The organism is Frigidibacter sp. MR17.24 (assembly GCF_037095655.1).
Taxonomy (GTDB): Bacteria; Pseudomonadota; Alphaproteobacteria; order Rhodobacterales; family Rhodobacteraceae; genus Frigidibacter.
Window position 1 is genome coordinate 451,081 of record NZ_JBAWKE010000002.1, and the last position, 24,002, is coordinate 475,082.

General features: G+C 70.4%; 28 protein-coding genes and 1 tRNA gene. 17 read left to right on the plus strand and 12 right to left on the minus strand.

Going from position 1 to position 24,002, the window contains the following annotated elements; genetic code table 11:
• Window positions 1-457 precede the first annotated feature (457 nt).
• The 5 genes from V8J39_RS09455 to V8J39_RS09475 all read left to right on the plus strand — a co-directional run bounded on the left by V8J39_RS09455 (window position 458) and on the right by V8J39_RS09475 (window position 3,079).
• Complete coding sequence (locus V8J39_RS09455; RefSeq protein WP_336460638.1) at window positions 458-889, plus strand: hypothetical protein; 432 nt, start codon at window positions 458-460, stop codon at window positions 887-889.
• Window positions 886-1,812, plus strand: a complete 927-nt coding sequence (locus V8J39_RS09460; protein ID WP_336460639.1) for a helix-turn-helix domain-containing protein — start codon at window positions 886-888, stop codon at window positions 1,810-1,812. Before V8J39_RS09455 ends, V8J39_RS09460 begins: the two co-directional genes overlap by 4 nt.
• A gap of 78 nt (window positions 1,813-1,890) precedes the next feature.
• On the plus strand, window positions 1,891-2,142 hold the full coding sequence (locus V8J39_RS09465) for a hypothetical protein (protein ID WP_336460640.1): 252 nt from the start codon (window positions 1,891-1,893) through the stop codon (window positions 2,140-2,142).
• Complete coding sequence (locus V8J39_RS09470) at window positions 2,139-2,663, plus strand: helix-turn-helix transcriptional regulator (RefSeq protein WP_336460641.1); 525 nt, start codon at window positions 2,139-2,141, stop codon at window positions 2,661-2,663. Before V8J39_RS09465 ends, V8J39_RS09470 begins: the two co-directional genes overlap by 4 nt.
• Before the next feature lie 257 nt (window positions 2,664-2,920).
• The gene (locus V8J39_RS09475; protein WP_336460642.1) at window positions 2,921-3,079 is read left to right on the plus strand and encodes a hypothetical protein; all 159 of its coding nucleotides are present in this window, start codon (window positions 2,921-2,923) and stop codon (window positions 3,077-3,079) included.
• A gap of 622 nt (window positions 3,080-3,701) precedes the next feature.
• Here V8J39_RS09475 and V8J39_RS09480 read toward each other — a convergent pair.
• Both V8J39_RS09480 and V8J39_RS09485 read right to left on the minus strand, forming a co-directional pair.
• Window positions 3,702-4,022 (minus strand): YnfA family protein, encoded by a 321-nt coding sequence (locus V8J39_RS09480; protein ID WP_336460643.1) that lies wholly within the window; start codon window positions 4,020-4,022, stop codon window positions 3,702-3,704.
• Window positions 4,019-4,252 carry a hypothetical protein gene (locus V8J39_RS09485; RefSeq protein WP_336460644.1) on the minus strand — a complete coding sequence of 78 codons (234 nt, stop codon included), beginning with the start codon at window positions 4,250-4,252 and terminating at the stop codon, window positions 4,019-4,021. Before V8J39_RS09485 ends, V8J39_RS09480 begins: the two co-directional genes overlap by 4 nt.
• 102 nt (window positions 4,253-4,354) lie before the next feature.
• On the opposite strand from V8J39_RS09485, the gene V8J39_RS09490 reads away from it, so the two are divergent.
• The 3 genes from V8J39_RS09490 to V8J39_RS09500 are packed head-to-tail and all read left to right on the plus strand — an operon-like array spanning window position 4,355 to window position 5,302.
• Entirely contained in the window at window positions 4,355-4,669 is a 315-nt protein-coding gene (locus V8J39_RS09490; RefSeq protein ID WP_336460645.1) for a hypothetical protein, read from the plus strand.
• Between the two features lie 37 nt (window positions 4,670-4,706).
• Entirely contained in the window at window positions 4,707-4,949 is a 243-nt protein-coding gene (locus V8J39_RS09495) for a hypothetical protein (RefSeq protein ID WP_336460646.1), read from the plus strand.
• Entirely contained in the window at window positions 4,946-5,302 is a 357-nt protein-coding gene (locus V8J39_RS09500) for a hypothetical protein (RefSeq protein ID WP_336460647.1), read from the plus strand. Before V8J39_RS09495 ends, V8J39_RS09500 begins: the two co-directional genes overlap by 4 nt.
• 697 nt (window positions 5,303-5,999) lie before the next feature.
• On the opposite strand, the gene V8J39_RS09505 is transcribed toward V8J39_RS09500, so the two are convergent.
• From V8J39_RS09505 to V8J39_RS09515, 3 genes are all read right to left on the minus strand, one after another.
• Window positions 6,000-6,089, minus strand: a tRNA-Ser gene (locus tag V8J39_RS09505).
• A gap of 272 nt (window positions 6,090-6,361) precedes the next feature.
• On the minus strand, window positions 6,362-7,084 hold the full coding sequence (locus tag V8J39_RS09510) for a Bax inhibitor-1/YccA family protein (RefSeq protein ID WP_336460648.1): 723 nt from the start codon (window positions 7,082-7,084) through the stop codon (window positions 6,362-6,364).
• Window positions 7,085-7,254: 170 nt separating this feature from the next.
• Complete coding sequence (locus V8J39_RS09515; RefSeq protein WP_336460649.1) at window positions 7,255-7,581, minus strand: DUF1127 domain-containing protein; 327 nt, start codon at window positions 7,579-7,581, stop codon at window positions 7,255-7,257.
• 14 nt (window positions 7,582-7,595) lie between these two features.
• Between V8J39_RS09515 and V8J39_RS09520 the strand changes: the two genes are divergently transcribed.
• Entirely contained in the window at window positions 7,596-8,492 is an 897-nt protein-coding gene (locus V8J39_RS09520) for a LysR family transcriptional regulator (protein ID WP_336460650.1), read from the plus strand.
• Between the two features lie 72 nt (window positions 8,493-8,564).
• On the opposite strand, the gene V8J39_RS09525 is transcribed toward V8J39_RS09520, so the two are convergent.
• On the minus strand, window positions 8,565-9,527 hold the full coding sequence (locus tag V8J39_RS09525) for an NADPH:quinone oxidoreductase family protein (protein WP_336460651.1): 963 nt from the start codon (window positions 9,525-9,527) through the stop codon (window positions 8,565-8,567).
• Between the two features lie 340 nt (window positions 9,528-9,867).
• Here V8J39_RS09525 and V8J39_RS09530 point away from each other — a divergent pair, with 340 nt between their 5' ends.
• Both V8J39_RS09530 and hisN read left to right on the plus strand, forming a co-directional pair.
• Window positions 9,868-10,230 (plus strand): helix-turn-helix domain-containing protein, encoded by a 363-nt coding sequence (locus V8J39_RS09530; RefSeq protein WP_336460652.1) that lies wholly within the window; start codon window positions 9,868-9,870, stop codon window positions 10,228-10,230.
• A 196-nt stretch (window positions 10,231-10,426) separates the two neighbouring features.
• Window positions 10,427-11,245: a histidinol-phosphatase gene (gene hisN, locus V8J39_RS09535; protein WP_336461191.1), complete on the plus strand. Its 819-nt coding sequence runs from the start codon at window positions 10,427-10,429 to the stop codon at window positions 11,243-11,245.
• A 6-nt stretch (window positions 11,246-11,251) separates the two neighbouring features.
• On the opposite strand, the gene V8J39_RS09540 is transcribed toward hisN, so the two are convergent.
• From V8J39_RS09540 to V8J39_RS09555, 4 genes are all read right to left on the minus strand, one after another.
• On the minus strand, window positions 11,252-12,973 hold the full coding sequence (locus tag V8J39_RS09540) for a glycosyltransferase family 61 protein (protein ID WP_336460653.1): 1,722 nt from the start codon (window positions 12,971-12,973) through the stop codon (window positions 11,252-11,254).
• A gap of 66 nt (window positions 12,974-13,039) precedes the next feature.
• Window positions 13,040-13,387 (minus strand): winged helix-turn-helix domain-containing protein, encoded by a 348-nt coding sequence (locus V8J39_RS09545; RefSeq protein WP_336460654.1) that lies wholly within the window; start codon window positions 13,385-13,387, stop codon window positions 13,040-13,042.
• 4 nt (window positions 13,388-13,391) lie between these two features.
• Window positions 13,392-14,828, minus strand: coding sequence for an NAD-dependent succinate-semialdehyde dehydrogenase (locus V8J39_RS09550; RefSeq protein WP_336460655.1), 1,437 nt, complete (start codon window positions 14,826-14,828; stop codon window positions 13,392-13,394).
• 142 nt (window positions 14,829-14,970) lie between these two features.
• On the minus strand, window positions 14,971-15,483 hold the full coding sequence (locus V8J39_RS09555) for a DUF2478 domain-containing protein (RefSeq protein ID WP_336460656.1): 513 nt from the start codon (window positions 15,481-15,483) through the stop codon (window positions 14,971-14,973).
• Between the two features lie 146 nt (window positions 15,484-15,629).
• On the opposite strand from V8J39_RS09555, the gene V8J39_RS09560 reads away from it, so the two are divergent.
• The 5 genes from V8J39_RS09560 to ptsP all read left to right on the plus strand — a co-directional run bounded on the left by V8J39_RS09560 (window position 15,630) and on the right by ptsP (window position 21,807).
• Complete coding sequence (locus tag V8J39_RS09560; RefSeq protein ID WP_336460657.1) at window positions 15,630-16,904, plus strand: 3-deoxy-D-manno-octulosonic acid transferase; 1,275 nt, start codon at window positions 15,630-15,632, stop codon at window positions 16,902-16,904.
• 156 nt (window positions 16,905-17,060) lie between these two features.
• Complete coding sequence (locus V8J39_RS09565; RefSeq protein WP_336460658.1) at window positions 17,061-17,615, plus strand: NUDIX hydrolase; 555 nt, start codon at window positions 17,061-17,063, stop codon at window positions 17,613-17,615.
• A gap of 55 nt (window positions 17,616-17,670) precedes the next feature.
• Entirely contained in the window at window positions 17,671-18,096 is a 426-nt protein-coding gene (locus V8J39_RS09570) for a DUF1178 family protein (RefSeq protein WP_336460659.1), read from the plus strand.
• A gap of 154 nt (window positions 18,097-18,250) precedes the next feature.
• Entirely contained in the window at window positions 18,251-19,513 is a 1,263-nt protein-coding gene (locus V8J39_RS09575) for an aspartate kinase (protein ID WP_336460660.1), read from the plus strand.
• A gap of 14 nt (window positions 19,514-19,527) precedes the next feature.
• Window positions 19,528-21,807 carry a phosphoenolpyruvate--protein phosphotransferase gene (gene ptsP / locus V8J39_RS09580; protein WP_442902570.1) on the plus strand — a complete coding sequence of 760 codons (2,280 nt, stop codon included), beginning with the start codon at window positions 19,528-19,530 and terminating at the stop codon, window positions 21,805-21,807.
• Here the strand turns inward: ptsP and V8J39_RS09585 are convergent.
• Both V8J39_RS09585 and V8J39_RS09590 read right to left on the minus strand, forming a co-directional pair.
• On the minus strand, window positions 21,804-22,583 hold the full coding sequence (locus tag V8J39_RS09585) for an EcsC family protein (protein ID WP_336460661.1): 780 nt from the start codon (window positions 22,581-22,583) through the stop codon (window positions 21,804-21,806). The two genes, ptsP and V8J39_RS09585, sit on opposite strands and share 4 nt — an antisense overlap.
• A 147-nt stretch (window positions 22,584-22,730) precedes the next feature.
• Window positions 22,731-23,243 (minus strand): GNAT family N-acetyltransferase, encoded by a 513-nt coding sequence (locus tag V8J39_RS09590; RefSeq protein ID WP_336460662.1) that lies wholly within the window; start codon window positions 23,241-23,243, stop codon window positions 22,731-22,733.
• 145 nt (window positions 23,244-23,388) lie between these two features.
• On the opposite strand from V8J39_RS09590, the gene V8J39_RS09595 reads away from it, so the two are divergent.
• Window positions 23,389-23,973, plus strand: coding sequence for a flavin reductase family protein (locus V8J39_RS09595; protein ID WP_336460663.1), 585 nt, complete (start codon window positions 23,389-23,391; stop codon window positions 23,971-23,973).
• Window positions 23,974-24,002 lie beyond the last annotated feature (29 nt).

Genomic DNA, 24,002 nt, shown 5'->3' on the forward strand with positions numbered 1-24,002 from the left:
TGGCCGAAATCCTGAACGACACTCCACCCGTCGCTGCACCCGCTGCATCCGCTGCAAACAGGCCCCGTGCAGCAAGTGCAGCGGGTGCAGCAGCAGCAGCTAGCCAAATTCATCGGCGCGCTGGTGGGGTTGATGGTGGGCGCAATCGGCTACCCGACGCCCGGCCAGAACCCGACAAAAGCCCCTTCTGTCCGGTTTTGTCGGGGTGTCGGGTAGAGAAATCGCCTTCCGAATTCACCGCCCAACCCGATCCGCGCCCGCCCAGCGCCCCCGCGCATTCGCGGCAGGATGCTGAGCCCTTCCCCTATGGCACTGCGCAGGGCGACCGACCGCGCACCTGGACGGGCCGCGTCGTCAGCTTGGACGAGTGGCGCAGGCTCTCTGACTGGGAGCGCCACGGCTCGACCGGCCAGCACTTCAACGCGCTCTCGGGCCGCTGGGAAGAAGGGGACGCGCGATGATGAAGACCCGTGCTCAGCGCCGCGCCATGAAGCGCAAGGCCGATACCGTCGCCGGCATCCTCGCGAGCAGCTGCTATGACTTCCACGGCGGCGGCACGGTGGCCGTGACCCATCCTGTCGCCATCGCCGCCCTGCGCCGGGCCTTCGCCCTGGTGCTGCGCTCTGGCGGCAAGCCCGTGGCCGTCCCGCTGTCCGAGGCCGAGGCAGAGGCCTTCCCCCGCTATCGCGCTGACCGGGTGCCCGGCGGCGTCACATGGCTGGCGGCCGGCCTCGATCCCGAGGAGCGCGCCACTTACGCCCTGCAATCCGCAGGCTCGACCGATCGGGCCGAGGCGCACGAGGTGGCCCGGATGCTCGCGCTCGCCCGGCTCGCCTTCACGGCCGCCACGCCCGGCTTCCCCATCACCGAAACACGAGGCACCGCATGAGCGCCCGCATGTCCACCTTGGACACCGACAAGCTAAGGAAGGTCCGCGCCCTCATGGACGGCGGCAAGACGGCCGGTGAACGCCTCGCCGCGAAGACCAAGGCCGAGGGCATCGCCGCCCGCGCCGGGATGACGCTGCAAGCCGCCCTGTCCACCTTGGACAGCAAGCCGACCGCGCAAGCGCCCAACATCTTCGCGGGCTTCGATGACTGGATGGAAGCGAAGGAACCCGGCTGGAAGGCAAAGCAGGCTCGACAGCGTGCCAAGCGCGAGGCGGCAAGGCTGGCCCGGTGCCGGGATCTGCTGAAGATCTATGGCAGCGAAGACGCGGTGTTTGCCGAGACGGACCATGAGCGCGCCGTGCGCGAGGCGCTGGCCCCCTTGGCCGAGCCTGGCACTATGTGGGGCTATCGGGACTATCGGGGCCGGCAGCCGACGCCGGCCATGCTGTCGGCGCTGGGCGGGGCTGTCAGCGCCCCGGCGACCGTTCCCGAGGCGTGGGCGGCCTATCAGGCCCACGAAGCCCTCACGGACGCCCGGATCGCCTTCTGCCCGGACTACACCCCAGAGCATCCCTCCGACGCCTGGCGCGGCCTCCTGCGGCACCTGCTGGACACGCTACCGACCCCGACCGTTGAGGGCGTCAGGGCACGGCTCGACTGGCTGTCTCACCTCGCGAATGAGGACTGCGCGCGGGACGTGGAATGCGACCGCGTGGCGCTGGCCGCGCTGCGGGCCGATTTCGAGGCGCTGGCGGCCCCTGTGGCCTCTGGGCAGGGCAAGGGTGCCCCGGATCGTTTCGAGGCTCTGGCGGCGCTCCTGCGGGCCTCTCCGGGCCTGTCGGATCGGGAGATGGCGCGTCGGGTCGGATGCAGCCCTCAGACGGTGGGCAACTGGCGGCGCAGAATGAGGGGAAAGCCATGACCCCGTTACAATCCCGCGCCCGTTTTTCACCAGCACCTTGGCCCGGCTGTGGCGCCCAGATCTGGAAAGGATACACCCATGCCCGGTCCTGACCCCGGCGGCGTCGAGCCCAGCGACAACTGGCCGCGCGGCGTTCACGTCTACCACTTCTTCTGCGGCAACATCCGGCACCGAAACGCGCGCGCGAAGCGCATCCTTCAGAATGCCCGATGGGGCGAATGGCTCTGCCTGCACTGCGGCGACCCGGTGCCGATGTGGCGCAGGGCCGATGCCGTCTATTGCTCGACCGGGTGCCGGAAGCGGGCCAAGCGCGCGAGGGCGAAGGCATGACCGGGGCCGAACTCGCCGCCATCCGCAAGGCCGCCGGACTGTCGCAGACCGAGCTCGGCAAGCGGGTGGGCATCGGCCGCCATGCTGTCAGCTATTGGGAGACCAAGGACCGGGTGGACCCCTACGCTTGGGCGGTGCGCCGCATGGAGGAGGTGTTGGACCTTCCCGAGAAGCCCGCGCCGCTGCGCGTGCCATCCTATCCGTCCTTCGCCGAGCGCATGGCCGAACTCGACCGGCAGGCCGAAGCCAAGTTCATGGAACGAGTCGCGAGAGCGCAGGCCCGCGTGGATGCCCAAGCCGCCAAGCGCCGGGTGCGATGCGGGGCGAAGACCCGAAAGGGCACGCCCTGCCGTGCAAAGTCAGAGCCCGGCAAGCGCCGCTGCAAGTTCCATGGCGGCAAGAGCACCGGGGCGCGGACGCCGGAAGGCCGCCAGCGGCTGCGCGAGGCTGCGCTGCGGCGCTGGGCGCGATGGAGAGCCGCGAAGGCAGAGGCCTGCCGGGACGAACCTCAGAAAACCTGACAGGGCCGCCCAGCGCCTCGGCATGAGGTGCCACAGGGCGTCAGGGACAGGTCTGCCGGGAAGCGGTATGGAAAAGTTGACATGGCGCGGAACCGCGCTCGGGATGGGGTATTATTCGGGCGTCGATCGATGAAATCGGGCCTCTTGGCCCACACGGAGTCAACGAAACCTAGTCAGCGGAGACAGTCATGCCCCCGCCCGCAAGGCCTGAAAGCCTAACGCACCTCATTGCCGAGGTTCGCGCCCGAAGAGAGGAATTGGCCGCGACCGCGCAGTCATACCGGCTGCTTTCGGATCAGGCCCAAGCCACGCTGCTTCGCGCCCGGCTGGTCATCTATGGCGCGTCCGTGACGGCGCAGCCTTCGCCCGACGCGCGCTTGAAAAACAATCAACGGAAATCAAACCGCATGGGGTGACAGGCCCAGCGCCCGGCAATCAAAGCCGCCTGGATGGGCGCGAGAGGCCTCGGGGCACATAGCCCGGCCGCCGGATCGTGGGCCAATACGCGCGCATGACGGGGTGGGCTGTCAGGGCGATGGGCTGTCCCTGCCGCATTCTTCCGCACCGGATGCGGGCGGGGCCTGAGGTTCCATGCTGATCTGCCGGATACACCCCGGATCGAACGCGCGCGCAGGGGGTGAGGTGGCAGGGCTGTTGTCAGATCGAAGCACGATACGCGCGCGCAACGGGATGGGGTGCTGCCAAGGCCCGCCGTCACTGCGGTCGCGAGACGTTCCGCGAACGATTGGTTAATGGCGGGGCGAACGGATGCGGAACTGCCGGATCGCCGTCCGATACGCACGCGTGGCGGGATGGGCTGTCACCGCGCTTGGGGCCGCTGCCGCATTTCGCCACCCATGGGCGCGGGCGTGCGCGCGGGTGGGGTGGCAGAGGCCCAGCGCCGAAATCGTTCAGAGATACGCGCCCGCGCGATGACTGGCATCGGCTGCCGGGTTGGACCCTAAGATTACCCTAACATCGAGGGGGCGCAGGCTGGGCGCTCATGGGGTGACAGGACAGGGGAACGCTGCCCTGTCTTCACGACCTCGGCCCGAAGAGGACTATGGCCGCACCCACGAGGCATACAGCGCCGCCGATGACATCCCACCTGTCAGGCCGCACGCCTTCCGCCAGCCAGAGCCATCCGATGGACGTGGCGATGTAGACCCCGCCGTAGGCGGCATAGGCGCGGCCGGCTGCCTCGGCATCCACGCGGGTCAGCAAGAACGCGAACAGCGCTAAGGACGCCACCCCCGGCACAAGCCATAGCGGCGACCGATCGAGCCGGAGCCACGCCCAGAATGCGAAGCATCCCGCAATCTCGGCCAAGGCCGCGCCGAGGTAGAAAGCCAGCGTCATTCCCCAGCCGGCCTTAGCGCCACGCCCGGCCCCGCCGCCACCTGGTCGGCCTCGAGGAACTGGATGCCCTTGGCTTCGAGAGCGAGGCGCACATGCTGAATGGTCGAGTCCTTCCCTTCGCCCTTGTCGAGCTTGTTCAGGGTGTTTCGATGCAGCCCCAGTATCTCGGCCAGATCCGGGTTGCTTAGGCCGAGAGCCGCTTTAGCCATTTTGAACTGTTCAGGGGTCATCAGTCGCTCCAAAGATGTGCTGTCAGCATAATTTAGGTGTTGACAGCATATGCTATCAGCCCCATAAATATGCTATTAGCACGTCAGGACTGGGGCAACAACATGACCTACGACCGCGCCGCCATCATGAAAGCCGCCTGGGTCATCGTCCGGCGCTTTCTCGGCCGCACCCGTGAGACGCTGACTCAGCTTCTGAGCCGTGCGCTCAAGATGGCTTGGTGGCAAGCGAAGGAAGAGATGGCTGTGAAGGCTGCGGTAGCCGCCGAGTTTGCCCAGCGGCGCGCCCCTCGCGCCATTGAAGCCATCCAGCGCGAACTGCTGTCGTTCGAGTGCAAGGATAGCCTTCGCGGCTCTGACTGGCTGCACCTCGACGCCCTACGCGCCGAGCTTCACGCTGCCCAACGCCCGGCCGCCTGACCGACCACCACCGCCGACCAACAGAGAGGAAGACCCGATGCCGAACAACGTTCCGACAGCCGCCCCCGGCTTGCCCGGCACCAGCCACAAGGCCCAGCGCCATCGGATGCGCGGCCTCCTGACCGAGAAAGAGCATGGTGAGTTGCTTGACGCATTGACGCTCTCGGCCGACATCATCGAAGCGGGCGACATCGACCGCATGGCGCTGATGCATCTGGTCCGTCACCTTCGCGTGTCCCTGCGCATCGCACACAAGCACTGGCAGGGAGGTGCGGCATGAACCGGCGACAGCTTCTCGCCGCTGGCGCGCTGGCGGCATCCCCGCTCCCTCTGAGTGCTAAGGGCCTCCACAGCACGGACACCCCCATCCAGACCGAGTTCCGCGCATGGTACGCGCTCTGGATCGGCGCTGACGACGCGAGCCGCACCGACGAGGAGAACGCGGCCTATGCGGATCGGCTGTTGGAGATCGAAGACCGGATCGGGGATTTGCCAGCAAAGACGCCGCAGGACGTCATCGCGAAGATGGTGGCGATGACCGGTTTCGGATACGGCGGCTTGCCGGATGAGCGGCAGTGCCCCGCGCTCTGGGCCGAGGCCATGGCTCACGTTCGTCTCGCGCCCATCATTTGACCAACTGGCCCGCCCAGTGCGAACTGTGCGGGCTAATTTTCTGCTGAGGTGTCCGCAACTGCCCTCCGGCAAGCGGAACACAGACCTTTCAGTTCGGAAGGTCTACCCGCGCCACGCAGTTTGGCTACCGTGATTGAGCGCCCGACTCGGCCCTCCTTCGCCTCGGCTTGCGGGCGCAACCCTCCCCAAGAAGGCCTCCTCCGCGCTCGATTGCGGGGGAGGCCTCATTCGTGCCGACCGGGGGGGGTATGTCAGAGCCGATAGCTTGGCTCCCGGGACCGGCGCGGGTCCTCAGATTTTCACGCGGGCGAAACCAAGACAGTTTTCTGACCAGCACCGACGGGGCTTCCCTTTCGATCGGGCGCGGCTCACGCTGACACCATGACCAGCGCCCGACCACCCGAAGACGAGGACGAGATTGACGAGGAGGCCCCGCGCCCGCCTCGGCCGGCGATTGCTGCCAGGGTGGTGATGCTTGCGGTCGCGCTGCTCTGTTTGGCCTTCGGCATCGGCCACTGGCTGAACGAGTAGCCGAGCCAGCCAGCCTATTCCTTGTGCGTGGCGAGCCGGCTGCGCACGGTCATTGGCAATGCTGCACCTGTCGCATCGCATCGCCCCCAAGCGCAAACAGGATGGCGGGCGCAATGGCGGGTGGGGCCCGCTGAACGCGGTTTTATCCAACAATATCAAGGGTAGATGGCGGAGACGAAGGGATTCGAACCCTCGAGACGGTTTCCCGCCTGCACCCTTAGCAGGGGTGTGCCTTCGACCACTCGGCCACGTCTCCGCTGGCGGGTGTATCACCCTAAGCCACGAGGAAACAACCCTGAATCCGCTTGGCGGCGCGATCTGGCACCGAAACGACCAAGCCCATGAAAAGTCTCGGAAAGGCGCGGCGCGGACTGCTGCCGGCCCCGGCCCGCCCTGCCCCGCGCGTCGATTCCCGCACCCCTGCCCCGCGCGCCTCCGGATCACCCGAAGGGCCTGCGGTCAGGCACGAAAAAGCCGCCAAACCGAAGGCTTGGCGGCTTTGGTATCCGACACGTCCCGGGCGGGGCGTTATTCGCGGTTCCCGAGGAACTGCAGCAGGAACATGAACATGTTCAGGAAGTCGAGGTACAGCTGCAGCGCGCCCATGATGGCGGCCTTGCCCAGCCACTCGCTGTCGCCGTACTGCGCGTGCTGCAGGTAGGTGACCTTGATGTTCTGCGTGTCGAAGGCGGTCAGGCCCGCGAACAGCAGCACGCCGATCACCGAGATCGCGAAGGCGACCGCCGACGAGGCGAGGAAGATGTTCACGACCGAGGCCACGATCAGGCCGATCAGGCCCATCACCAGGAAGGTGCCGAAGCCCGACAGGTCACGCTTGGTGGTGTAGCCGTAAAGCGACAGGCCCGCGAAGGCGATCGCGGTCACGAGGAAGGTCTGGGCGATCGACACGCCGGTGTAGGCGGCGAAGATGAAGCTGATCGACAGGCCCATCAGCGCGGCATAGGCGTAGAACACCAGCTGCGCGGTGGCGGCCGACATCTTGCTGATCATCGCCGAGAAGGCGAAGACCACGATCAGCGGCGCGAACATCACGACCCACTTCAGCGGCGTGGCGAAGATCGCCTGCAGCATCGCCTCGTTGGTGCCGACGGCCCAAGCGACAAGGGCCGTGATCAGCATGCCCACGGACATGGTGCCGTAGACCTTGTTCATGTGCGCCTTGAGACCTGCGTCGATGCGCAGCGTACCGGCCCCAAGCCGGCCGGCGCGCATCGTGTTGTAGTCAGCCATTGGATGCCTCCGTTGCGTAAATCCGTCGCGGGTCTGCCCGAAGGCTATACCCGCCCGAGAAGGAATATCGGTAACCGATGCTTTCCGTTCAAGAACTCAACGACGGGAAATCGCGGCAAAATCGCCGCGGCGGCTCACCTTTCGGCGACGGCCGCCGCGAACGGCCGTGATCACTGCCGCCAGTGCGGGGGCACGTCCCAGGCGCGGCGGGTCGCCTCGGCCCGGGCCTCGGAGGCGCCGAGGCCGATGTCGGCGAGAAGGTGACGGTCGAGCCGGGCCAACGCCCGGCGCTGCCGGCGCAGGGCGCGCGCCCGGCCAAGCGACCGGATCACGCCGACAAACAGGCCTGCACGCGGGGCGGGACGGCGGCGGGCAAGATCGAGCATCCACATGACATTCTCCTTTCCGTGATGGATCAGGGTCGTTCGATCATTTCTGTTGATGAACATGCCCGCCCGTGCTTCATTATGGAAATGAATGATCGTTCGATCGAACATCACGGGGATTGATGATGCCGCGTAACCTCGACCTCTCCGCCCTGCGCAGCTTCGCCACCGTGGCCGAGCTGGGCGGGGTGACGCGCGCCGCGGGACTGCTGAACCTCACGCAATCGGCGGTGTCGATGCAGATCAAGCGGCTGGAGGAGAGCCTGGCGGTCGAGCTGTTCAACCGGGTCCAGCGGCGGCTGTCGCTGACGCCCGAGGGCGAGCAGCTTCTGGGCTATGCCCGCCGGATGCTGGCCCTGAACGACGAGGTGCTGGGCCGGCTCAGCTGCGACGGGTTCGAGGGCGAGATCCGGCTGGGGGTGCCGCATGACATCGTCTACCCGCTGGTGCCCGCGGTGCTGAAGCGGCTGGCGCAGGAGTTTCCGCGGGTGCGGGTCTCGCTGGTGTCGTCCTTCACGGTCAGGATGAAGGAGCAGTTCGCCCGCGGCGAGCTGGACCTGATGCTGACCACCGAGGAGCTGCCGGGCGAAGGCGCCGAGGTGCTGGCGCGCCGCACGATGGTCTGGATCGGCGCGGTCGAGGGCACCGCCTGGCAGCGCCGTCCGCTGCGGCTGGCCTTCGAGGAGGCCTGCATGTTCCGCCCCCGCGCGATGCAGGCGCTCGACGATGCCGGCATCCCGTGGGAGATGGCCTTCTCCGGCCAGTCCGAGCACGTGATGGAGGCCACGACCGCCGCCGACCTGGCGATCACGGTACGGATGCAGGGCGCGATGCCGACGGGCTGCGCGGCGATCGAGAGCGGCAACGCGCTGCCGCCGCTCGGCGAGACCAAGATCTGCCTTTACGACGCGGGTGCACTGCAGGGCCGCGCGGTCGAGCGGCTGAAGGAACTGGTGCGCACCGGCTATGCCGCCGGCCAGGGCGGGGCCGATGCCGCGATCGACGTCGCGCTGGCGAGCTGACGCCTGGCCGGCACGCCGGCGCTCGGGCGCCCGCCCTTGGGCCCGCGCCCGGGCCGTCGCGCGCGCCCCCGCTCAGGCCGTAGCGATCACGATCTTGCCGGTCGCCTGACGGCTTCGCAGCATCTCGAGCCCCTCGGCCGCGCGCTCGAGGGGCAGAACCGCGCCGACATGCGGCCGCAGCCGGCCCGCGCCGTGCCAGGCGAACAGCTCGGCCATCGAGGCGCGCAGCACCTCGGGCGCGAAGGCGCGATAGCCGCCCCAGTAGAAGCCGATCACGCTGATGTTCTTGACCAGCAGGTGGTTGGGTTTCACCGCCGGCACCTGCCCGCCCGCGAAACCGATCGCCAGCATCCGCCCCTCGGGGCGCAGCGCGCGCAGCAGGCTCTCGAAGCTGTCGCCGCCCACGGTCTCGTAGACCACGTCGGCACCGCCGAGCGCCTTGACCGCGGCGCGAAGGTCGGTGCCCTCGGCCTCGATCGTCTCGGCGGCCCCGGCCTCGCGGGCCAGCGCCAGTTTCGCCGCACCGCGCGCGACCGCGATCACCCGCGCGCCAAGCTGCGCGCCGATCTCGACCGCCGTCAGCCCCACCCCGCCCGCGGCGCCGGTCACCACCAGCGTCTCGCCCGGCGCCAGCCGCGCGGCCCGCGTCAGCGCGAGGTGCGAGGTGCCGTAGGCGATCTGGAACCCGGCCGCGGTCTCGAAGCTCATGCCCTCGGGCAGCGGCACGGCCAGGGCGGCCGGGAAATTGCCCGCCTCGGCCAGCCCGCCATGACCTGCGCAAATTGCAACACGGGTGCCGACGGCGGGCCCGTCGACACCGGGGCCCAGCGCCTCGACCGTGCCTGCAAGCTCCATCCCCAGCGTCGCGGGCAGCGGCGGCATGTCCTGATAACTGCCGCGGATCATCAGCGTGTCGGCGAAGTTCAGGCCGCAGGCCGCTATGCGGACACGGATTTCCCCCGGCCCCGGATCAGGCAGGTCGATCTCCTGCACCTGAGGTTGCGCGCCGGCCCCGGCCAGCCTGAATGCCCGCAAAGGGTGTCCTCCCCGAATCGGTTTCCCGCCCGTCGGCCCCCGCACATCCCCTTGTGCACGGTTAACGGTGCCTTGCGCGAGCAAGCTCCATTGCAAATTGCAATGGCTGCTGTGCAAAACCCCCATCCGAAAGGCGTTTTAGCGAATTTCATTTCGCTCGTGTTATCGCGATGGGCAATGTGCGTGCAAACGAGTGGTCGGAACTGCGCGGAAATTCATCCGATGACGTTGCGGAACCGATGACCCGGTGCGGCTGCGCCGGGCGTATCCAGTCGGGTGGCTACGGGGGCGTACCGTGCCGGGCGAGAGGCCCGCACGACTTTAGGCGGAGAAGGACGAGATGAAGCATCCGGTGGACGTGCATGTCGGCAGGCGTATCCGGCATCGCCGTTGGATGATCGGCATGACGCAGCAGCAGCTGGCCGAGAAGGTCGGGATCCGCTTCCAGCAGATCCAGAAGTACGAGACCGGGATGAACCGCGTCTCGGCCTCGCGGCTGTGGGATATCGCCGAAGTGACGGGCGTGCCTATCGCCTTCTTCTTCGAGGGGCTCGAGTCGACCAACGACATCCCCGAGACGGTCGAGGGGGACATCCTGTCGGACAAGGAAGCGCTGCAGCTGGTGCGCTCCTACTATTCGATCCCCGAGAACCAGCGCCGCCGCCTGTTCGAGCTGGCGCGCGTTCTCTCCGACGTCGCCTGAGCGCGACGCCTCTCTCCGCAACGGCCACCGCCGCCGCATCTCCGATGCGGCGGCGGTCGCGTTTCGGCGCCGGTGCGGCCACCCCCGGGGGATGACCGCTTGACGCTGCGCCGCAGGGGGCGCTAGGCCGCTAGGGCACAGCCGCGGGGGAGCGCCAGCAGTGAGCCAGACCAACCACACCACCGCCGCCGATCCGATGTCGGACCCGCTGCGCAGCGCGCTGATCGAGACGGCGCATGCCGCCGCCGATGCCGCGCGGATCGAGACGCTGAAGCATTTCCGCTCGCCGGCGCTGGGAGCCGAGTCGAAGGAGACGCAGCGCTTCGACCCGGTGACCATCGCCGACCGCGCCGCCGAGACCGCGATGCGCGAGGTCCTGCGCGAGAGGCGGCCCGACGACGCGATCCTGGGCGAGGAGCACGGCCGCAGCGAGGGCCGCTCGGGGCTGACCTGGGTGCTGGACCCGATCGATGGCACCCGCGGCTATCTCTCGGGCACGCCGACATGGGGGGTGCTGATCTCGGTCGCCGATGCCACCGGCAAGCCGGTCTTCGGCATCATCGACCAGCCCTACATCGGCGAACGCTTCGTCGGCGGGCTCGGCATCGCCGAGCTGACCGGCCCGATGGGCAAGCGCGCGCTGGCGACCCGTGCGGCGCGGCCGCTGTCCGAGGCGATCCTGTTCTCGACCTATCCCGAGGTCGGCACCCCCGAGGAGCGGGCAGGGTTCACCGCGGTGGCGAAGAAGGCGCGGCTGACGCGCTACGGGTCGGACTGCTATGCCTACGCGCTGCTGGCCGCGGGCCAGATCGACCTCGTGATCGAGGCCGGGCTGCAGGCCTATGACGTGCAGGCGCCGATCGCGGTGGTCGAGGCGGCGGGCGGCATCGTCACCGACTGGACCGGGCGCCCGGCGCAGGACGGCGGCCGGGTCATCGCCGCCGCCAATCCCCAGATCCATGCCGAGGCGCTGGCTCTGCTGTCGCGCCAGATGCTGTTGGCCTACGGCGGCTGACCCGGCCTAGCCGCCGTCGTCCTCCGCGCCCCCGAAGGGCACGGCGTCCCAGCCCTTTGCGGCGAACAGCGCCGCGGCCTTGGCGGGCGCGTGCAGGAAATGCAGCCCTGCCACCTCTGCGAAGGCGGCGGCATCGCCCCGGCGCGCGGCCAGCCGCAGCGCCCTGTCGGCCAGCTGGTCGCGCCCCGGCGCCAGCCGCAGCGCGGCCTGCAGGTGGCACAGCGCCGCCGCCCCGTCCTGCCGGACCGTGGCGCAGTTCGCCGCCCAGACCTCGGCATCGGGTTCGTGCAGCAGCCGCGGGCGCGCCGCGGCCAGCGCGGGGCCAAGCCGGTCGAAGTCCTGCGCCGCGTTCAGCGCCGACAGCTCCGCCAGCAGCGCGGCATGGGCATCGGGCGCGAGATGCGCGGTCAGGACCGAGCGCAGGAGCGCGATCTGCCCCGGTGCCAGCCGCTGGCCGACATGGCCGTCGGTGCTGATCCGCGGCACGTGATCGGGGTCGGGCCAGTCGTGGTCGACGAAGACGTGCAGGTGGCGCACGCCCGCGGTCATCGCGAGCGCGTTGAAATCGCCGAACCGCGCCTGCGCGGTCTGCAGCGTCGACAGCTCGACCACGAGGCAACCCTCGCGCGCGAACAGCATGTTGGTCAGCCCCGCGCCATGCGGCGCGACCAGCACCTCGGCCTCCGACACGATCTGCGCCTGCGCGGTGACGTCGTGATCCTCGAAGCACAGCGTCTCGAAGCCCAGACCGTCCAGCATCGCGATCAGGTCCGCCTCGCCGACCACGGCGCGGTCGCGCCGGCCCGGGCGGCGGCGAACATAGATCCGGCGGCGCCGCGCCGGCGGCGGCGCCAGCCGCGCCAGCATCCGCGCGCGCAGCTCGGGCAGCGTGTCCTCGGTCGCGTTCTGCAGCAGCGTGCGCACGCCGCGTTCGACCAGCCGGCGCGGCGGCCACAGCCAGCCGCGCCGCGCCATGCCGTCGATCGCGGCCGAGCCCGCGTGCTCGCCAAGATAATAGAGCCACGTGGTGTCGAGCGGCATCAGCGCCCCCTCGGCCCGGAACGGCCCGAAGGCGAAGCGCAGGCGCGGCGCAAGCTCGGGGAAGAGGCTGTCGACCTGGTCGCGGACGAAGCCCGCCACCTCGCGGCTGGGGCTGGGAATGACGATGTCGCCGGTCAGGCCGTGACGCGCCACGAGCGCGAGCTGCGGCAGGGTCTCGCGCGTGAAGTGGTAGAAGTTGAACAGGTTGCGGGTCGGGATCACCAGGTCGCGGCGCAGGTCCGCGTCACTGGCGGGCGGCAGCCGCAACGGGTTGTCCGCGCGCCGCTCGGCCAGCGCGTCGGCCAGCCGCGCGAGCCGCTGGTCCTCGTCCGCGCCCGGGCCCCGCCCCAGCCGCGCCAGCAGCCGCAATCCCGCCGCGCCCGAGAACAGGTAGCGCCCGCCGATCGTCACCAGCGACCGGTCCAGCCCGAGGTCGTCGACCGCGACCAGCAGCGTCGGGAAGCACAGCCCCGTCGCGAAGCGGCGGTGGCGCAGGAAGCGCAGCAGGATGCGCCGGGTCTCGAGCCGGTGCGCCGCGCTCGACGCCGCCGAGAGCACGGCCAGGTCGAGGGGCGGGATGGCCCGCGGCGTGGCGTCGAACGCGCCCACGAGGCGCAGGCCGGTGTCGAGCCCCGGGAAGAACACGTCTTCGGCCGTCAGCGCCTTCAGCGGGGGGCGGTCGCGCAAGGTGCCTGTCACTCTTCCCCGCCCCCCGGGCGCAGCTGTCGACGCGACGGGCCCGCGCGGCCCGCCTTAGGGTTTCAGCCGCGCCTCGATCGCCGCGATCTCGGCGCCGCCGGCGCTGCGGACCTGCGCCTCGAGCCGGCCGTAGGCGGCGAGGATCTCGCGCCCGGTCCCGGTCAGCCGCGCGCCCCCGCCCCGCGGCCCGCCGCGGGTGCTGTCGACCAGCGGCTCGGCGAAGTCGGCGTTCATCTGCTCGACCAGGCTCCAGGCGCGCTTGTAGCTCATGCCCATGCCGCGCCCGGCCGCCGAGATCGACCCCTCGGCCTCGATCAGCGCCAGAAGCCGCGCCTTGCCGGGCCCGAACTGCCGGCCCGCGCCGAAGTACAGGCGCAGCAGAAAGCGCGGCTCCTCGGCCATCGGCTCAGCGGGCGCGGGTGACGAAGCGGGTGTCGAGATAGGCCTCGATCGCCTCCGAGCCGCCCTCGGTGCCGTAGCCCGAGTCCTTGATGCCGCCGAAGGGCACCTCGGGCAGCGCGAGGCCGAGGTGGTTGATCGTGGTCATCCCCGCCTCGACCTCGTAGGCCATGCGGTCGGCGGCCTCGGCCGAGCCGGTCCAGCCGTAGGCCGCGAGGCCGAAGGGCAGACGGTTCGCCTCGGCGATCGCCTCGTCGAGCGAGGTGAAGCGGTTGATGACCGCGACCGGGCCGAAGGGCTCGTCGTTCATGATCTTCGCCTTGACCGGCACGTCGGCCAGCACCGTCGGCTCGAAGAACCAGCCCTTGTTGCCGATGCGCTTGCCGCCGGTGGTCAGGCGCGCGCCGTGATCGACGGCGTCGTTGATCAGCCCTTCCAGCGCCGGGATGCGGCGGTCGTTGGCCAGCGGCCCCATCATCGAGTCCGCGTCCATGCCCGGGCCGACCTTGATCGCCTTCGCGGCCTCGGTGAAGCCGTCGATGAAGCGGTCGGCGACCGCATCCTCGATCAGGAAGCGGGTGGGCGAGACGCAGACCTGGCCCGCGTTGCGGAACTTGTGCGTGGCCATGGTGGCGATCGCCGCGTCGATGTCGGCATCCGCGGTCACGATCACCGGGGCGTGGCCGCCCAGTTCCATCGTCGCGCGCTTCATGTGCTGCCCGGCCATCGAGGCCAGCAGCTTGCCGACCGGGGTCGAGCCGGTGAAGGTCACCTTGCGGATCACCGGATGCTTGATGAGATATTCCGAGATCTCGGCCGGCACGCCGTAGACAAGGCCGATCACCCCCGCGGGCACGCCCGCGTCGACGAAGCAGCGGATCATCTCGGCCGGCGAGGCCGGGGTCTCTTCCGGGGCCTTGACGATGATCGAGCAGCCGGCGGCCAGCGCCGCCGAGAGCTTGCGCACCACCTGGTTGATCGGGAAGTTCCACGGCGTGAAGGCCGCGACCGGGCCCACCGGCAGCTTGACCGTCATCTGGGTCACGCCGGGCGCGCGGGCCGGGATGATCTGGCCATAGGTGCGGCGCGCCTCTTCGGCGAACCAGTCGATCGTGTCGGCGGCGCCCATGACCTCGACCTTCGACTGCGCGACGGGCTTGCCCTGCTCGCGCGTCATCATCACCGCGATGTCGTCGGCGCGCGCGCGCAACAGGTCGGCGGCCTTGCGCATCATCTTCGAACGCTCGAAGGCCGAGACCGCGGCCCAGGTCCTGAAGCCGCGATCGGCGGCGGCGAGCGCCGCGTCGAGATCCTCGGTCCCGGCCCAGGCGACGGTGCCGATCTGCTCTTCGGTCGCGGGGTCGAGCACCGGGATCGTGCGTCCGCCTTTCGCAGGTCCCCAGGTGCCGTCGATCAGAAGCTGGGTGTCGGGATAGCTGGGCATCGGCCTACTCCTCGATGGCGGCGGGCGGTCCCGGCGCGCGGTAAAGAAATTCGCGCGTCACCCTAGCCATCAGGGCGCCAAGGGCCAGCGCTAAAATGCCGCGGGCGGGTCGCCTGCGCCCGGGCTGGGAGCGTAGGCGGCGTCAGGCGGCCTCGGCGCGCGCGGCGGCCCACCACGCGGCCAGCGCGCCGGCATCGGGCGGCAGATCCCGGGCAAGCCCGGCGGCGAAGTCCGCGAAGGCGGGCTCCAGCTTCGGCGTCAGCCCGCACAGCACCGGCACCCCGGCCTCGAGCGCGCGGGCGATGAGCGCGGCAAACCCCCTGCGCTCGGCCTCGAGCTTGCCGAAGCGGTTCACGATCAACAGGTCCGCCCCCGCCGCCGCGAAGGCGGCCTCGAGCCCCGCGACCGCGCCCTCGAGCGCACCCGCGTCCAGCCGGCAGCCATCGGCGCCGGGGCCGAGATCCTGCGAGATGCACAGCTCCCGCCCCTCGGGCAGGATCCGGATCCTCATCTCGTCGGCGCAGCTGCCCGCGCCGTCGCGGCTCTGCACCGCGCCGATGACCCGCGCCCCGTCCGCGGCAAGCCCCGCGGCCAGGCGCGCGAGCGCCGCATCCGCCGCGCCCGCGCCGTCGGTCCTGATCACCCCAAGATGCATCCGCGCCTCCGCCTGTCGCCGCCATAGCCGCCGGAACGCGGCGCGGTGTCAATCCCGCGCCGGCCCGTCCCGCCGCCACTGCCGGGCGCGCGCCCGGGGCGGATTTGCCGTTGCAACCCGCGCGGGGCTTGCCGATACCGCTGGGCATGGTCGCCTATCGTCTCCTTCTCTGCCTGCTGATGCCCGTGCTGCTGGCGCGGCTGGGCTGGCGCTGCCTGCGCGGGCGCGAGTCCGCGGCCGACCTGGCCGAGCGCCTGGGGCGGGTGCCCCGCCCCAGGCCGGGCCCGGTGATCTGGCTGCACGGCGCCTCGAACGGGGAACTTGCCTCGGCCCGCGCCCTGGCCGAGGCGCTGCTCGGGGCGCGGCCCGACCTGCAGCTGATCGTGACCGCGAACACCGCGACGGGCCGGGCGCTGGCGCGGGGCTGGGGCCTGCCGCGCAGCCTCGCCGCGCTCGCCCCGCTGGACCTGCGGGTCGTGCTGCGCCGGTTCATGGCGCGCGCCCGGCCCGCCGTGCTGGTCATGGTCGAGAACGAATTCTGGCCGAACCGGCTGGCGACAGCGCAGGCGCGCGGCGTCGCGGTGGTGGTCGCGGGCGGGCGGATGTCGGCCGGCACCGCGCGCGGCTGGGCCCGGTTCCCCCGGCTGGCCGCCCGGCTGGTCGGCGCGATCGCGCTGCTGTCGCCGCAGGATCGCGCCTCGGCCGAACGCTTCGTCGCGCTGGGCCTGCCCGCCGGACGCATCGGTCCGGTGCTGAACCTGAAGGCCGCGGTCGCGCCCGAAGTGCCGCAACCCGAATGCGCGCGCCTTGCCGCAACGCTGCCGCGCGCCCGGGTGCTGCTTGCCGCCTCGACCCACGAGGGCGAGGAGGAGATCGTGCTCGACGCCTTCGCGGCGCTTCTGGCCGAGGACCCGGACTGGCGCCTGATCCTTGCCCCGCGCCACCCCCGGCGCGCCGACCAGATCGCGGCCCTGATCGCGGCGCGCGGGCTGGGCCAGCGCCGGCGCAGCGCCGATGCGGCCGCCCCCGATGCCGCGCACCCGGTCCTGCTGGCCGACACGATGGGCGAGATGGGGCTGTGGTACGCGCTTGCGGGGCTGTGCTTCGTCGGCGGCTCGCTGGTGGCCAAGGGCGGGCACACGCCGTTCGAGCCCGCGGCGCTCGGCTCGGCGATCCTGACCGGGCCGCATGTCGAGAACGCGGCCGAAGCCTATGGCGCGCTGGTCGGGGCCGGCGGTGCGGTCGTGGTCGCGGACGCCCCGGCGCTGGCAGCCGCGGTGCGCGACCGGGCAGCCCCCGCGGCCCAGGCGGCGCAGGCGGCCATCGCGCGCGCGACGCTGGCCGCGACCACGGGCGCGGCGGCGCGGGCGGCGCTTTTGGCCGACATTCTTGCCCTCCTGCCCCCGGCCGCGCAGGACTGACCCCAGTTTCGCCCCAATTTTCGGCATTCATGGCTTGCGGGCATCGGTGCGGCGACCGCAGACTTTGCGCCGACAGGCACCGGACTATCTTCAGGAGAACAGCGCCCGGGGCCAACCCGCGGCACCGGCCCGCAGGCGGGCCAGATCGGGGCAGGCATGACGACCCTCACGACGATCACAGGCAGCACCCCGTCGCGGCGGCGCGACGCCGAGGCGGCCGATGACGGTGGCACCGAGATGCTTCGCCAGATCGGCGCGCTGTGCTTTCGGGTGCACCGGGGCAAGCTGCAGATCCTGCTGATCACCAGCCGCGACACCGGGCGCTGGGTGATCCCGAAGGGCGGGCTGATCGCGGGTCTCGGCCCCGCGGACTCGGCCGCCGAGGAAGCGTGGGAGGAAGCGGGCGCCGTCGGATCGGTGCAGCACCTCGCCATCGGCAGCTTCGCCTATGCCAAGCGCCTGCGGGCGCGGCCGGCACGCCCCTGCCTGGTCGAGGTCTTCCCGCTGAAGGTCGAGCGCATGGCCGAACGGTTCCCCGAGCGCGGCCAGCGCCGCCGCAAGTGGTTCAGCCCCGCCAAGGCCGCGGCCAAGGTGCACGAGCCCGAGCTTGCCCGGATGCTTGCCGACTTCCTTCCCCCCGGCGCCGCCAGCCGGGATGCAGGCCGTGAACTTGGCCGTGATCCTGGCCGCAGCAGCGGCGCGGACGCTTGAATTCCGACGCGAAACCGTTACGTGGAGGCGATCGTTCGCCACCGGTCCCACCCAGATGATCCGCTACAGCCTGACCTGCGACAAGGGCCATGACTTCGACAGCTGGTTCGCCTCGGCCGAGGCGTTCGACCGGCTCGCGGCCGCTGGCCACCTGGCCTGCGCTGTCTGCGGCGGAAGCGGCGTGACCAAGGCGCTGATGGCCCCCAAGATCGCCAAGGGCGACACCGCCACGCCGGCGCGGCCACTGCGCGCGCCGGCCTCCGAGGCCGAGGCCGCGATGGCGGCGCTGCGCCGCCGGATCGAGGAGACGTCGGACTACGTCGGCATGAACTTCGCCGCCGAGGCCCGCGCGATCCACGACGGCGATGCGCCCGAGCGCGCGATCTACGGCGAGGCGAAACCCGACGAGGCGCGCAAGCTGATCGAGGACGGCATCCCCGTCGCCCCCCTGCCCTTCCTGCCGCCGCGCAAGACCAACTGACCGCCCGCCATCGCCCGGGCGACCGGCCCCGGGCGCCGGCCCCCGCCGGTGCCGCGCAAGGCCCTTGCATGAACGCCCCCCCGCCGCTAGGAAGCCCACGGTTTTTCAGGCGGAACCGCGACAGCGGACGCCCGGGCGATGGGGGGCGCGGAAGATGCCGCTTCTGGTGATGAAATTCGGCGGCACCTCGGTCGCCGATCTGGCGCGGATCAAGAACGCGGCCGCCAAGGTCAAGCGCGAGGTCGAGCGCGGCTATGACGTGATCGTCATCGTCTCGGCCATGTCGGGCAAGACCAACGAGCTGGTCGGCTGGGTCGAGCAGACCTCGCCGCTGTTCGACGCGCGCGAATACGATGCCGTCGTCGCCTCGGGCGAGAACGTGACCGCCGGCCTGATGGCGCTGACGCTGCAGGAGATGGACGTGCCCGCCCGCAGCTGGCAGGGCTGGCAGGTGCCGATCAACACGACCTCGGCCCATTCGGCCGCGCGCTTCGTGTCGATCCCGCGCGACAACATCGACGCCAAGTTCGCCGAAGGCATGAAGGTCGCGGTGGTCGCGGGCTTCCAGGGCGTCAGCCCCGAGGGCCGGATCACCACGCTGGGCCGCGGCGGCTCGGACACGACCGCTGTGGCCTTCGCCGCCGCCTTCGATGCCGAGCGGTGCGACATCTACACCGATGTCGACGGCATCTACACCACCGACCCGCGGATCTCGTCCAAGGCCCGCAAGCTCGAGAAGATCGCGTTCGAGGAGATGCTCGAATTGGCCTCGCTCGGCGCCAAGGTGCTGCAGACGCGCTCCGTGGAACTGGCGATGCGCTACAATGTCCGCCTCAGGGTTCTGTCGAGCTTCGAGGATACCGACGAAAATTCCGGCACGCTGGTCTGCGCCGAGGAGGATATCATGGAATCGAAAGTCGTCTCGGGCGTCGCCTATTCGCGTGACGAAGCGAAGATCACCCTCTTCACCATCGAGGACCGCCCCGGCATCGCCAGCGCGATCTTCGGCACGCTGGCCGAGGCCGGCGTCAACGTCGACATGATCGTGCAGAACATCTCGGAAAAGGACTATGACGAGGCCTATCCGGGGTCGGTGACCGACATGACCTTCTCGCTGCCGACGAATCAGGTCGGCCGCGCGAAGAAGGCGATCGACGACGCCTATGCCAAGGGCCTGCTGAAGTACGAAGAGCTGATCATCGACGAGGATGTCGCCAAGGTGTCGGTCGTCGGCATCGGCATGCGCAGCCACGCCGGTGTCGCCGCGCGCATGTTCGCGGCACTTTCGAAGGAAGGCATCAACATCAAGGTCATCGCGACGTCCGAGATCAAGATTTCGGTGCTGATCGACCGGAAATACATGGAACTTGCCGTGCAGGCGCTCCATGATGCCTTCGAACTCGAGAAGGCGGCCTGACCAGCCGGAGGGGCATGGAAGCAGCGAGGGAACAGATCCCCGCGGTGATCGCGGATCGCGAGGACAGGGAGAGCCGCAAGCTCCTCAGCCGTCTTCGCGACACGCTCGCGACGCCGGCCAAGGGGCAGGAGCGGCTGGACCGAATCACGCACCTCATCGCCGATTCGATGGGGACCGAGGTCTGTTCGATCTATCTGTTCCGCGACCCCACCACGCTTGAGCTTTGCGCGACCGAGGGCCTGAAGTCCGAGGCCGTGCACCAGACCCGCATGAAGCTTGGCGAGGGCCTCGTGGGCCGGGTCGCCAAGGCCTCGCAGCCGATCAACACCGGCGACGCGCCCTCGGAAAAGGGCTTCCGCTACATGCCCGAGACCGGGGAGGAGATCTTCTCGTCCTTCCTCGGCGTGCCGATCCAGCGGCTGGGCGAGAAGCTGGGCGTGCTGGTGGTGCAGTCGAAGGCCAAGCGCCAGTTCTCGGATGACGAGGTCTACGCGCTGGAAGTCGTGGCGATGGTGCTGGCCGAGATGACCGAGCTTGGCGCCTTCACCGGCGACGACGAGGCCTTCGCGGCGCTGCACAAGCACCCGGTGCTGTTCCGCGGCCTGATGGGACAGGAGGGCGCGGCCGAGGGCCATGTCTGGCTGCACGAGCCGCGGGTGGTCGTGGCCAATCCGGTCGGCGACGATCCCGACACCGAAAAGGCGCGCCTCGCCGCCGCGGTCGAAGAGCTGCGCGGCTCGGTCGACGCGATGCTGGCGGGGGGCGACTTCACCGACAAGGCCCAGCAGGAAGTGCTGGAAGCCTACCGGATGTTCGCCAATTCCCGCGGCTGGCAGAAGCGGATGGAAGAGGACATCGACCGCGGCCTGTCGGCCGAGGCGGCGGTCGAAAAGGAACAGTCCGCCACCCGCGCCCGGATGGAGCAGGTGCCCGACCCCTACCTGCGCGAGCGGCTGCAGGATCTCGACGACCTGTCGAACCGGCTTCTGCGGATCCTGACCGGTCAGGGCGCCGATACCGGGGCCGAGATGCCCGAAAACCCGGTGCTGGTCGCGCGCAACATCGGGCCCGGCGACCTTCTGGACTACGGCCGCAAGCTGAAGGGCGTGGTGCTGGAAGAGGGATCGGTCGGCAGCCATGCCGCCGTCGTCGCCCGGGCGCTGGCGATCCCGCTGGTGATCCAGGCCAGCCGCATCACCACCGAGGCGCTGAACGGCGACACGATCCTGGTCGACGGCGACCAGGGCGTGGTGCACCTGCGCCCCGACGACACCGTCTCGGCCGCGTTCCGCGACAAGATCGCGATGGCCGCGGCGGCGCAGACCCGCTACGCGTCCTTGCGCGAACTGCCGGCGGTCGCGACCTGCGGCACCCGGATCGGGCTGCACATGAACGCGGGGCTGATGGCCGACCTGCCCTCGCTGCAAGGTTCCGGCGCCGAGGGCGTGGGCCTGTTCCGCACCGAGCTGCAGTTCCTCGTGCGCAACCGCGTGCCCCAGCGGGGCGAGCTTGCGCAGCTTTATGCCCGCGTGCTGCAGGCCGCCGACGGCCGGCGCGTGGTGTTCCGCACCCTCGACATCGGGTCGGACAAGGTGCTGCCCTACATGAAGCCGCAGGACGAGCCGAACCCGGCGATGGGCTGGCGCGCGATCCGCGTCGGGCTCGACAAGCCCGGCGTGATGCGGATGCAGCTGCAGGCGCTGCTGCGCGCCGCGGCCGGCCGGCCGCTGACGGTGATGTTCCCCTTCGTCGCGCAGGCCTCCGAATTCTTCGAGGCCCGCGCCGCCCTGCTGGCCGAGGTCGAACGCGAGCGCAGGCTGGGCCATGCCCTGCCCTTCAAGCTCGAGATCGGCGCGATGCTGGAAACCCCCAGCCTCGCCTTCGCGCCCCGCGCCTTCTTCGAGGCGGCGGATTTCATCTCGATCGGCGGCAACGACCTCAAGCAGTTCTTCTTCGCCGCCGACCGCGAGAACGAGCGCGTGCGCCGCCGCTACGACACGCTGGATGTCAGCTTCCTGGGCTTCCTCGGCATGATCGTCGAGCGCTGCCGCGAGACGCACACGCCGCTGAGCTTCTGCGGCGAGGATGCCGGCCGCCCGGTCGAGGCCCTGTGCTTCGCCGCGATGGGCCTGCGCACGCTGTCGATGCGGCCGGCCTCGATCGGGCCGGTGAAGCACCTGATCCGCAAGGTCAGCCTGCGAGAGCTGCGCGCGGTCATCGACACGGCCACCGCCTCGGGCGCGCAGTCGGTGCGCCCGGCGGTGATGGACTGGCTGGCGCGCCAGCCGGTCTAGGCCTTCTGCAGCCTCGTCCGCAGCGCCTCGGTCAGCGCCTCGCGCGGCAGGCCCGAATCCTCGGCCAGCCGGCGCAGCCCGAACTGCACCCGCGCCATCTCCTGGTAATAGCTGGTGAAGGCGTAGTTCACCGCCGCCCCCGCCACGGCGCCCAGCACCGGCACCGCCTGCGCGGCCAGCTTCTGGCCCAGCACCAGCGACAGCTGCGGCGCGACGCGCGCGATCAGCGCGTGCAGGCTGGTGCCGGTGATCGTCACCCGCGCCGCGAGAAAGCCAAGGTCGGTGCCGTCATCCTTCGCCATCGGCCCGGCCGAGGCGAAGACCCGGATGCAGTCGAAGCGCGTGGCCTCGTCCGTCGGGTCAAAGCCGTGCTCGGCCGCGATGCCCTGGATCGCGCGCAGCAGCACCGTCGTCGTCACCGGGATCTCGGCCAGCGAGGTCGCAAGCCCGCCGGACCCGCCCGCCGCGCCCATCGCCGTCGCGATCACGGTGTTCAGCCAGTCCTTGCGGTCCGTCACCACGCCGCGGCTGCGCGAGGCCGCGTTGAACGCGGTCTCCAGCGCCAGCTTCGTCGCGCCCTCCAGCCGGTCCTTGACCCGGTCGGGGAGCCGTTCCAGCAGGTTCTCGGCGCTGCCGCCGACGGTGCCCATCAGCTGCATCCCCATCCCGTTCGCGGCCCGGTGCCGCCGGGCCAGCGCGTCGAGCGCGGCGATGACGACGGGATCGGTCACGTCCGCGGGGGCGGGAACCAGCGTGTCGGCGGGGATCTGCGGCATGGGCGGGCCTCGTGTCGGGGTCATCTTCCCGAGATATGGGGCCCGCGCGCCAGAGTGCCAGAGCAGCCGGAGGCGAGATCAGCCGGGCGCCACAGCAGCCGGGCTCAAGAGGACCAAGGCGCCAGCGGACCCCGGCGCCAGCGGCGTTCAGCGCGGGTCGCGGGTCCTTGCCGGCGGGACGAACTTGGTCACCTCGCCGCGCACCCCCTCCCAGGTGCCCGGCTCCAGCTCCCGCCCCAGCACCCGCTCGGGGTTGGTCGGCGGCGGCATGATCACGCCCTCGAGCTTGGTGAAGCCGAAGCGGCGGTAATAGGGCTCGTCGCCCACCAGCAGCACCCGCTCCCAGCCCAGGCGGTGCGCCTCGGCCAGGCTTTCGTTGATCAGGATGCCGCCGAAGCCCTCGCCCTGGTGGGTCGGGTGCACCGCGACCGGGCCCAGCAGCAGCACCCGCGCGCCGCCGACCAGCACCGGCCAGTAGCGGATCACCGCCGCCAGCGCATTCGCCTCGCCGCGCAGCACGAGGCACAGCGGCGCCACCTTGGGCACGCCGTCGCGCAGCCGGTACGAGGACAGCGCCGTGCGGCCGGGCGCGAAGCACAGGTCGTAGAGCGCCTCGACCTCCCACCAGTCCGCCTCGGTCTCGACCTCGAGCTGATACATCGCGCCTCCGGTCCGGCAGCGCCCGCGACAGACTCGCGGGACGGCGTTTTCGCTGGACCCGCGCCTAACACGGGCTAGGCTGCGGTTCAAACAGATCGGCCCCGCCCCTGCCCCCGCAAGGCCCGGCCCGCGAAGGAAAATCACGATGTTCTATCGCCCCGAGGAAGGCCACGGCCTGCCCCACAACCCGTTCAACGCCATCGTCACGCCCCGCCCGATCGGCTGGATCTCGACCCGCGGATCGGCCGGCGACAACCTCGCGCCCTACTCGTTCTTCAACGCCGTCGCCTATGTGCCGCCGCAGGTGATGTTTTCCTCGACCAGCGCGAAGGACAGCCTCGCCAACCTGCGCGAAACCGGGGTCTTCGCGGTCAACGTCGTGCCCGAGGCCCTGATCCACGAGATGAACGCAAGCTCTGCCGCCCTGCCGCGCGACACCGACGAATTCGGCGTCACCGGCACGCTGAAGGCCGAATGCGAGACGATCGACTGCCCGCGGGTGGCCGAGGCGCCCGCGGTGCTGGAATGCCGCGTGACCGAGATCCACCGCCTGCTCGGCCGCGACAACCACCTGATCCTGGGCGAGGTCGTGGGCGTGCACCTGCGCGACGACTGCCTGGTCGACGGGCGGTTCGACGTGACCACGTTCCGCCCGGTCTCGCGGCTGGGCTACAAGGACTACGCGGTGGTGCGCGAGGTCTTCGAACTCGCCCGTCCCGGCCAGGACTGACCCCGCGCGGGGCTGCCCGCCCGCAGGAC

Excerpts from the sequence above, each read along its gene's own strand:
- hisN (WP_336461191.1), top strand. The coding sequence starts at position 10,427 with ATGTCGGACCCGCTGCGCAGCGCGCTGATCGAGACGGCGCATGCCGCC.
- V8J39_RS09465 (WP_336460640.1), top strand. The coding sequence starts at position 1,891 with ATGCCCGGTCCTGACCCCGGCGGCGTCGAGCCCAGCGACAACTGGCCG.
- V8J39_RS09485 (WP_336460644.1), bottom strand. The coding sequence starts at position 4,252 with ATGACCCCTGAACAGTTCAAAATGGCTAAAGCGGCTCTCGGCCTAAGC.
- V8J39_RS09565 (WP_336460658.1), top strand. The coding sequence starts at position 17,061 with ATGACGACCCTCACGACGATCACAGGCAGCACCCCGTCGCGGCGGCGC.
- ptsP (WP_442902570.1), top strand. The coding sequence starts at position 19,528 with ATGGAAGCAGCGAGGGAACAGATCCCCGCGGTGATCGCGGATCGCGAG.
- V8J39_RS09560 (WP_336460657.1), top strand. The coding sequence starts at position 15,630 with ATGGTCGCCTATCGTCTCCTTCTCTGCCTGCTGATGCCCGTGCTGCTG.
- V8J39_RS09510 (WP_336460648.1), bottom strand. The coding sequence starts at position 7,084 with ATGGCTGACTACAACACGATGCGCGCCGGCCGGCTTGGGGCCGGTACG.
- V8J39_RS09575 (WP_336460660.1), top strand. The coding sequence starts at position 18,251 with ATGCCGCTTCTGGTGATGAAATTCGGCGGCACCTCGGTCGCCGATCTG.
- V8J39_RS09570 (WP_336460659.1), top strand. The coding sequence starts at position 17,671 with ATGATCCGCTACAGCCTGACCTGCGACAAGGGCCATGACTTCGACAGC.
- V8J39_RS09490 (WP_336460645.1), top strand. The coding sequence starts at position 4,355 with ATGACCTACGACCGCGCCGCCATCATGAAAGCCGCCTGGGTCATCGTC.
- V8J39_RS09460 (WP_336460639.1), top strand. The coding sequence starts at position 886 with ATGAGCGCCCGCATGTCCACCTTGGACACCGACAAGCTAAGGAAGGTC.
- V8J39_RS09455 (WP_336460638.1), top strand. The coding sequence starts at position 458 with ATGATGAAGACCCGTGCTCAGCGCCGCGCCATGAAGCGCAAGGCCGAT.
- V8J39_RS09515 (WP_336460649.1), bottom strand. The coding sequence starts at position 7,581 with ATGTTCGATCGAACGATCATTCATTTCCATAATGAAGCACGGGCGGGC.
- V8J39_RS09480 (WP_336460643.1), bottom strand. The coding sequence starts at position 4,022 with ATGACGCTGGCTTTCTACCTCGGCGCGGCCTTGGCCGAGATTGCGGGA.
- V8J39_RS09590 (WP_336460662.1), bottom strand. The coding sequence starts at position 23,243 with ATGTATCAGCTCGAGGTCGAGACCGAGGCGGACTGGTGGGAGGTCGAG.
- V8J39_RS09550 (WP_336460655.1), bottom strand. The coding sequence starts at position 14,828 with ATGCCCAGCTATCCCGACACCCAGCTTCTGATCGACGGCACCTGGGGA.
- V8J39_RS09470 (WP_336460641.1), top strand. The coding sequence starts at position 2,139 with ATGACCGGGGCCGAACTCGCCGCCATCCGCAAGGCCGCCGGACTGTCG.
- V8J39_RS09520 (WP_336460650.1), top strand. The coding sequence starts at position 7,596 with ATGCCGCGTAACCTCGACCTCTCCGCCCTGCGCAGCTTCGCCACCGTG.
- V8J39_RS09595 (WP_336460663.1), top strand. The coding sequence starts at position 23,389 with ATGTTCTATCGCCCCGAGGAAGGCCACGGCCTGCCCCACAACCCGTTC.
- V8J39_RS09555 (WP_336460656.1), bottom strand. The coding sequence starts at position 15,483 with ATGCATCTTGGGGTGATCAGGACCGACGGCGCGGGCGCGGCGGATGCG.
- V8J39_RS09500 (WP_336460647.1), top strand. The coding sequence starts at position 4,946 with ATGAACCGGCGACAGCTTCTCGCCGCTGGCGCGCTGGCGGCATCCCCG.
- V8J39_RS09585 (WP_336460661.1), bottom strand. The coding sequence starts at position 22,583 with ATGCCGCAGATCCCCGCCGACACGCTGGTTCCCGCCCCCGCGGACGTG.
- V8J39_RS09530 (WP_336460652.1), top strand. The coding sequence starts at position 9,868 with ATGAAGCATCCGGTGGACGTGCATGTCGGCAGGCGTATCCGGCATCGC.
- V8J39_RS09545 (WP_336460654.1), bottom strand. The coding sequence starts at position 13,387 with ATGGCCGAGGAGCCGCGCTTTCTGCTGCGCCTGTACTTCGGCGCGGGC.
- V8J39_RS09495 (WP_336460646.1), top strand. The coding sequence starts at position 4,707 with ATGCCGAACAACGTTCCGACAGCCGCCCCCGGCTTGCCCGGCACCAGC.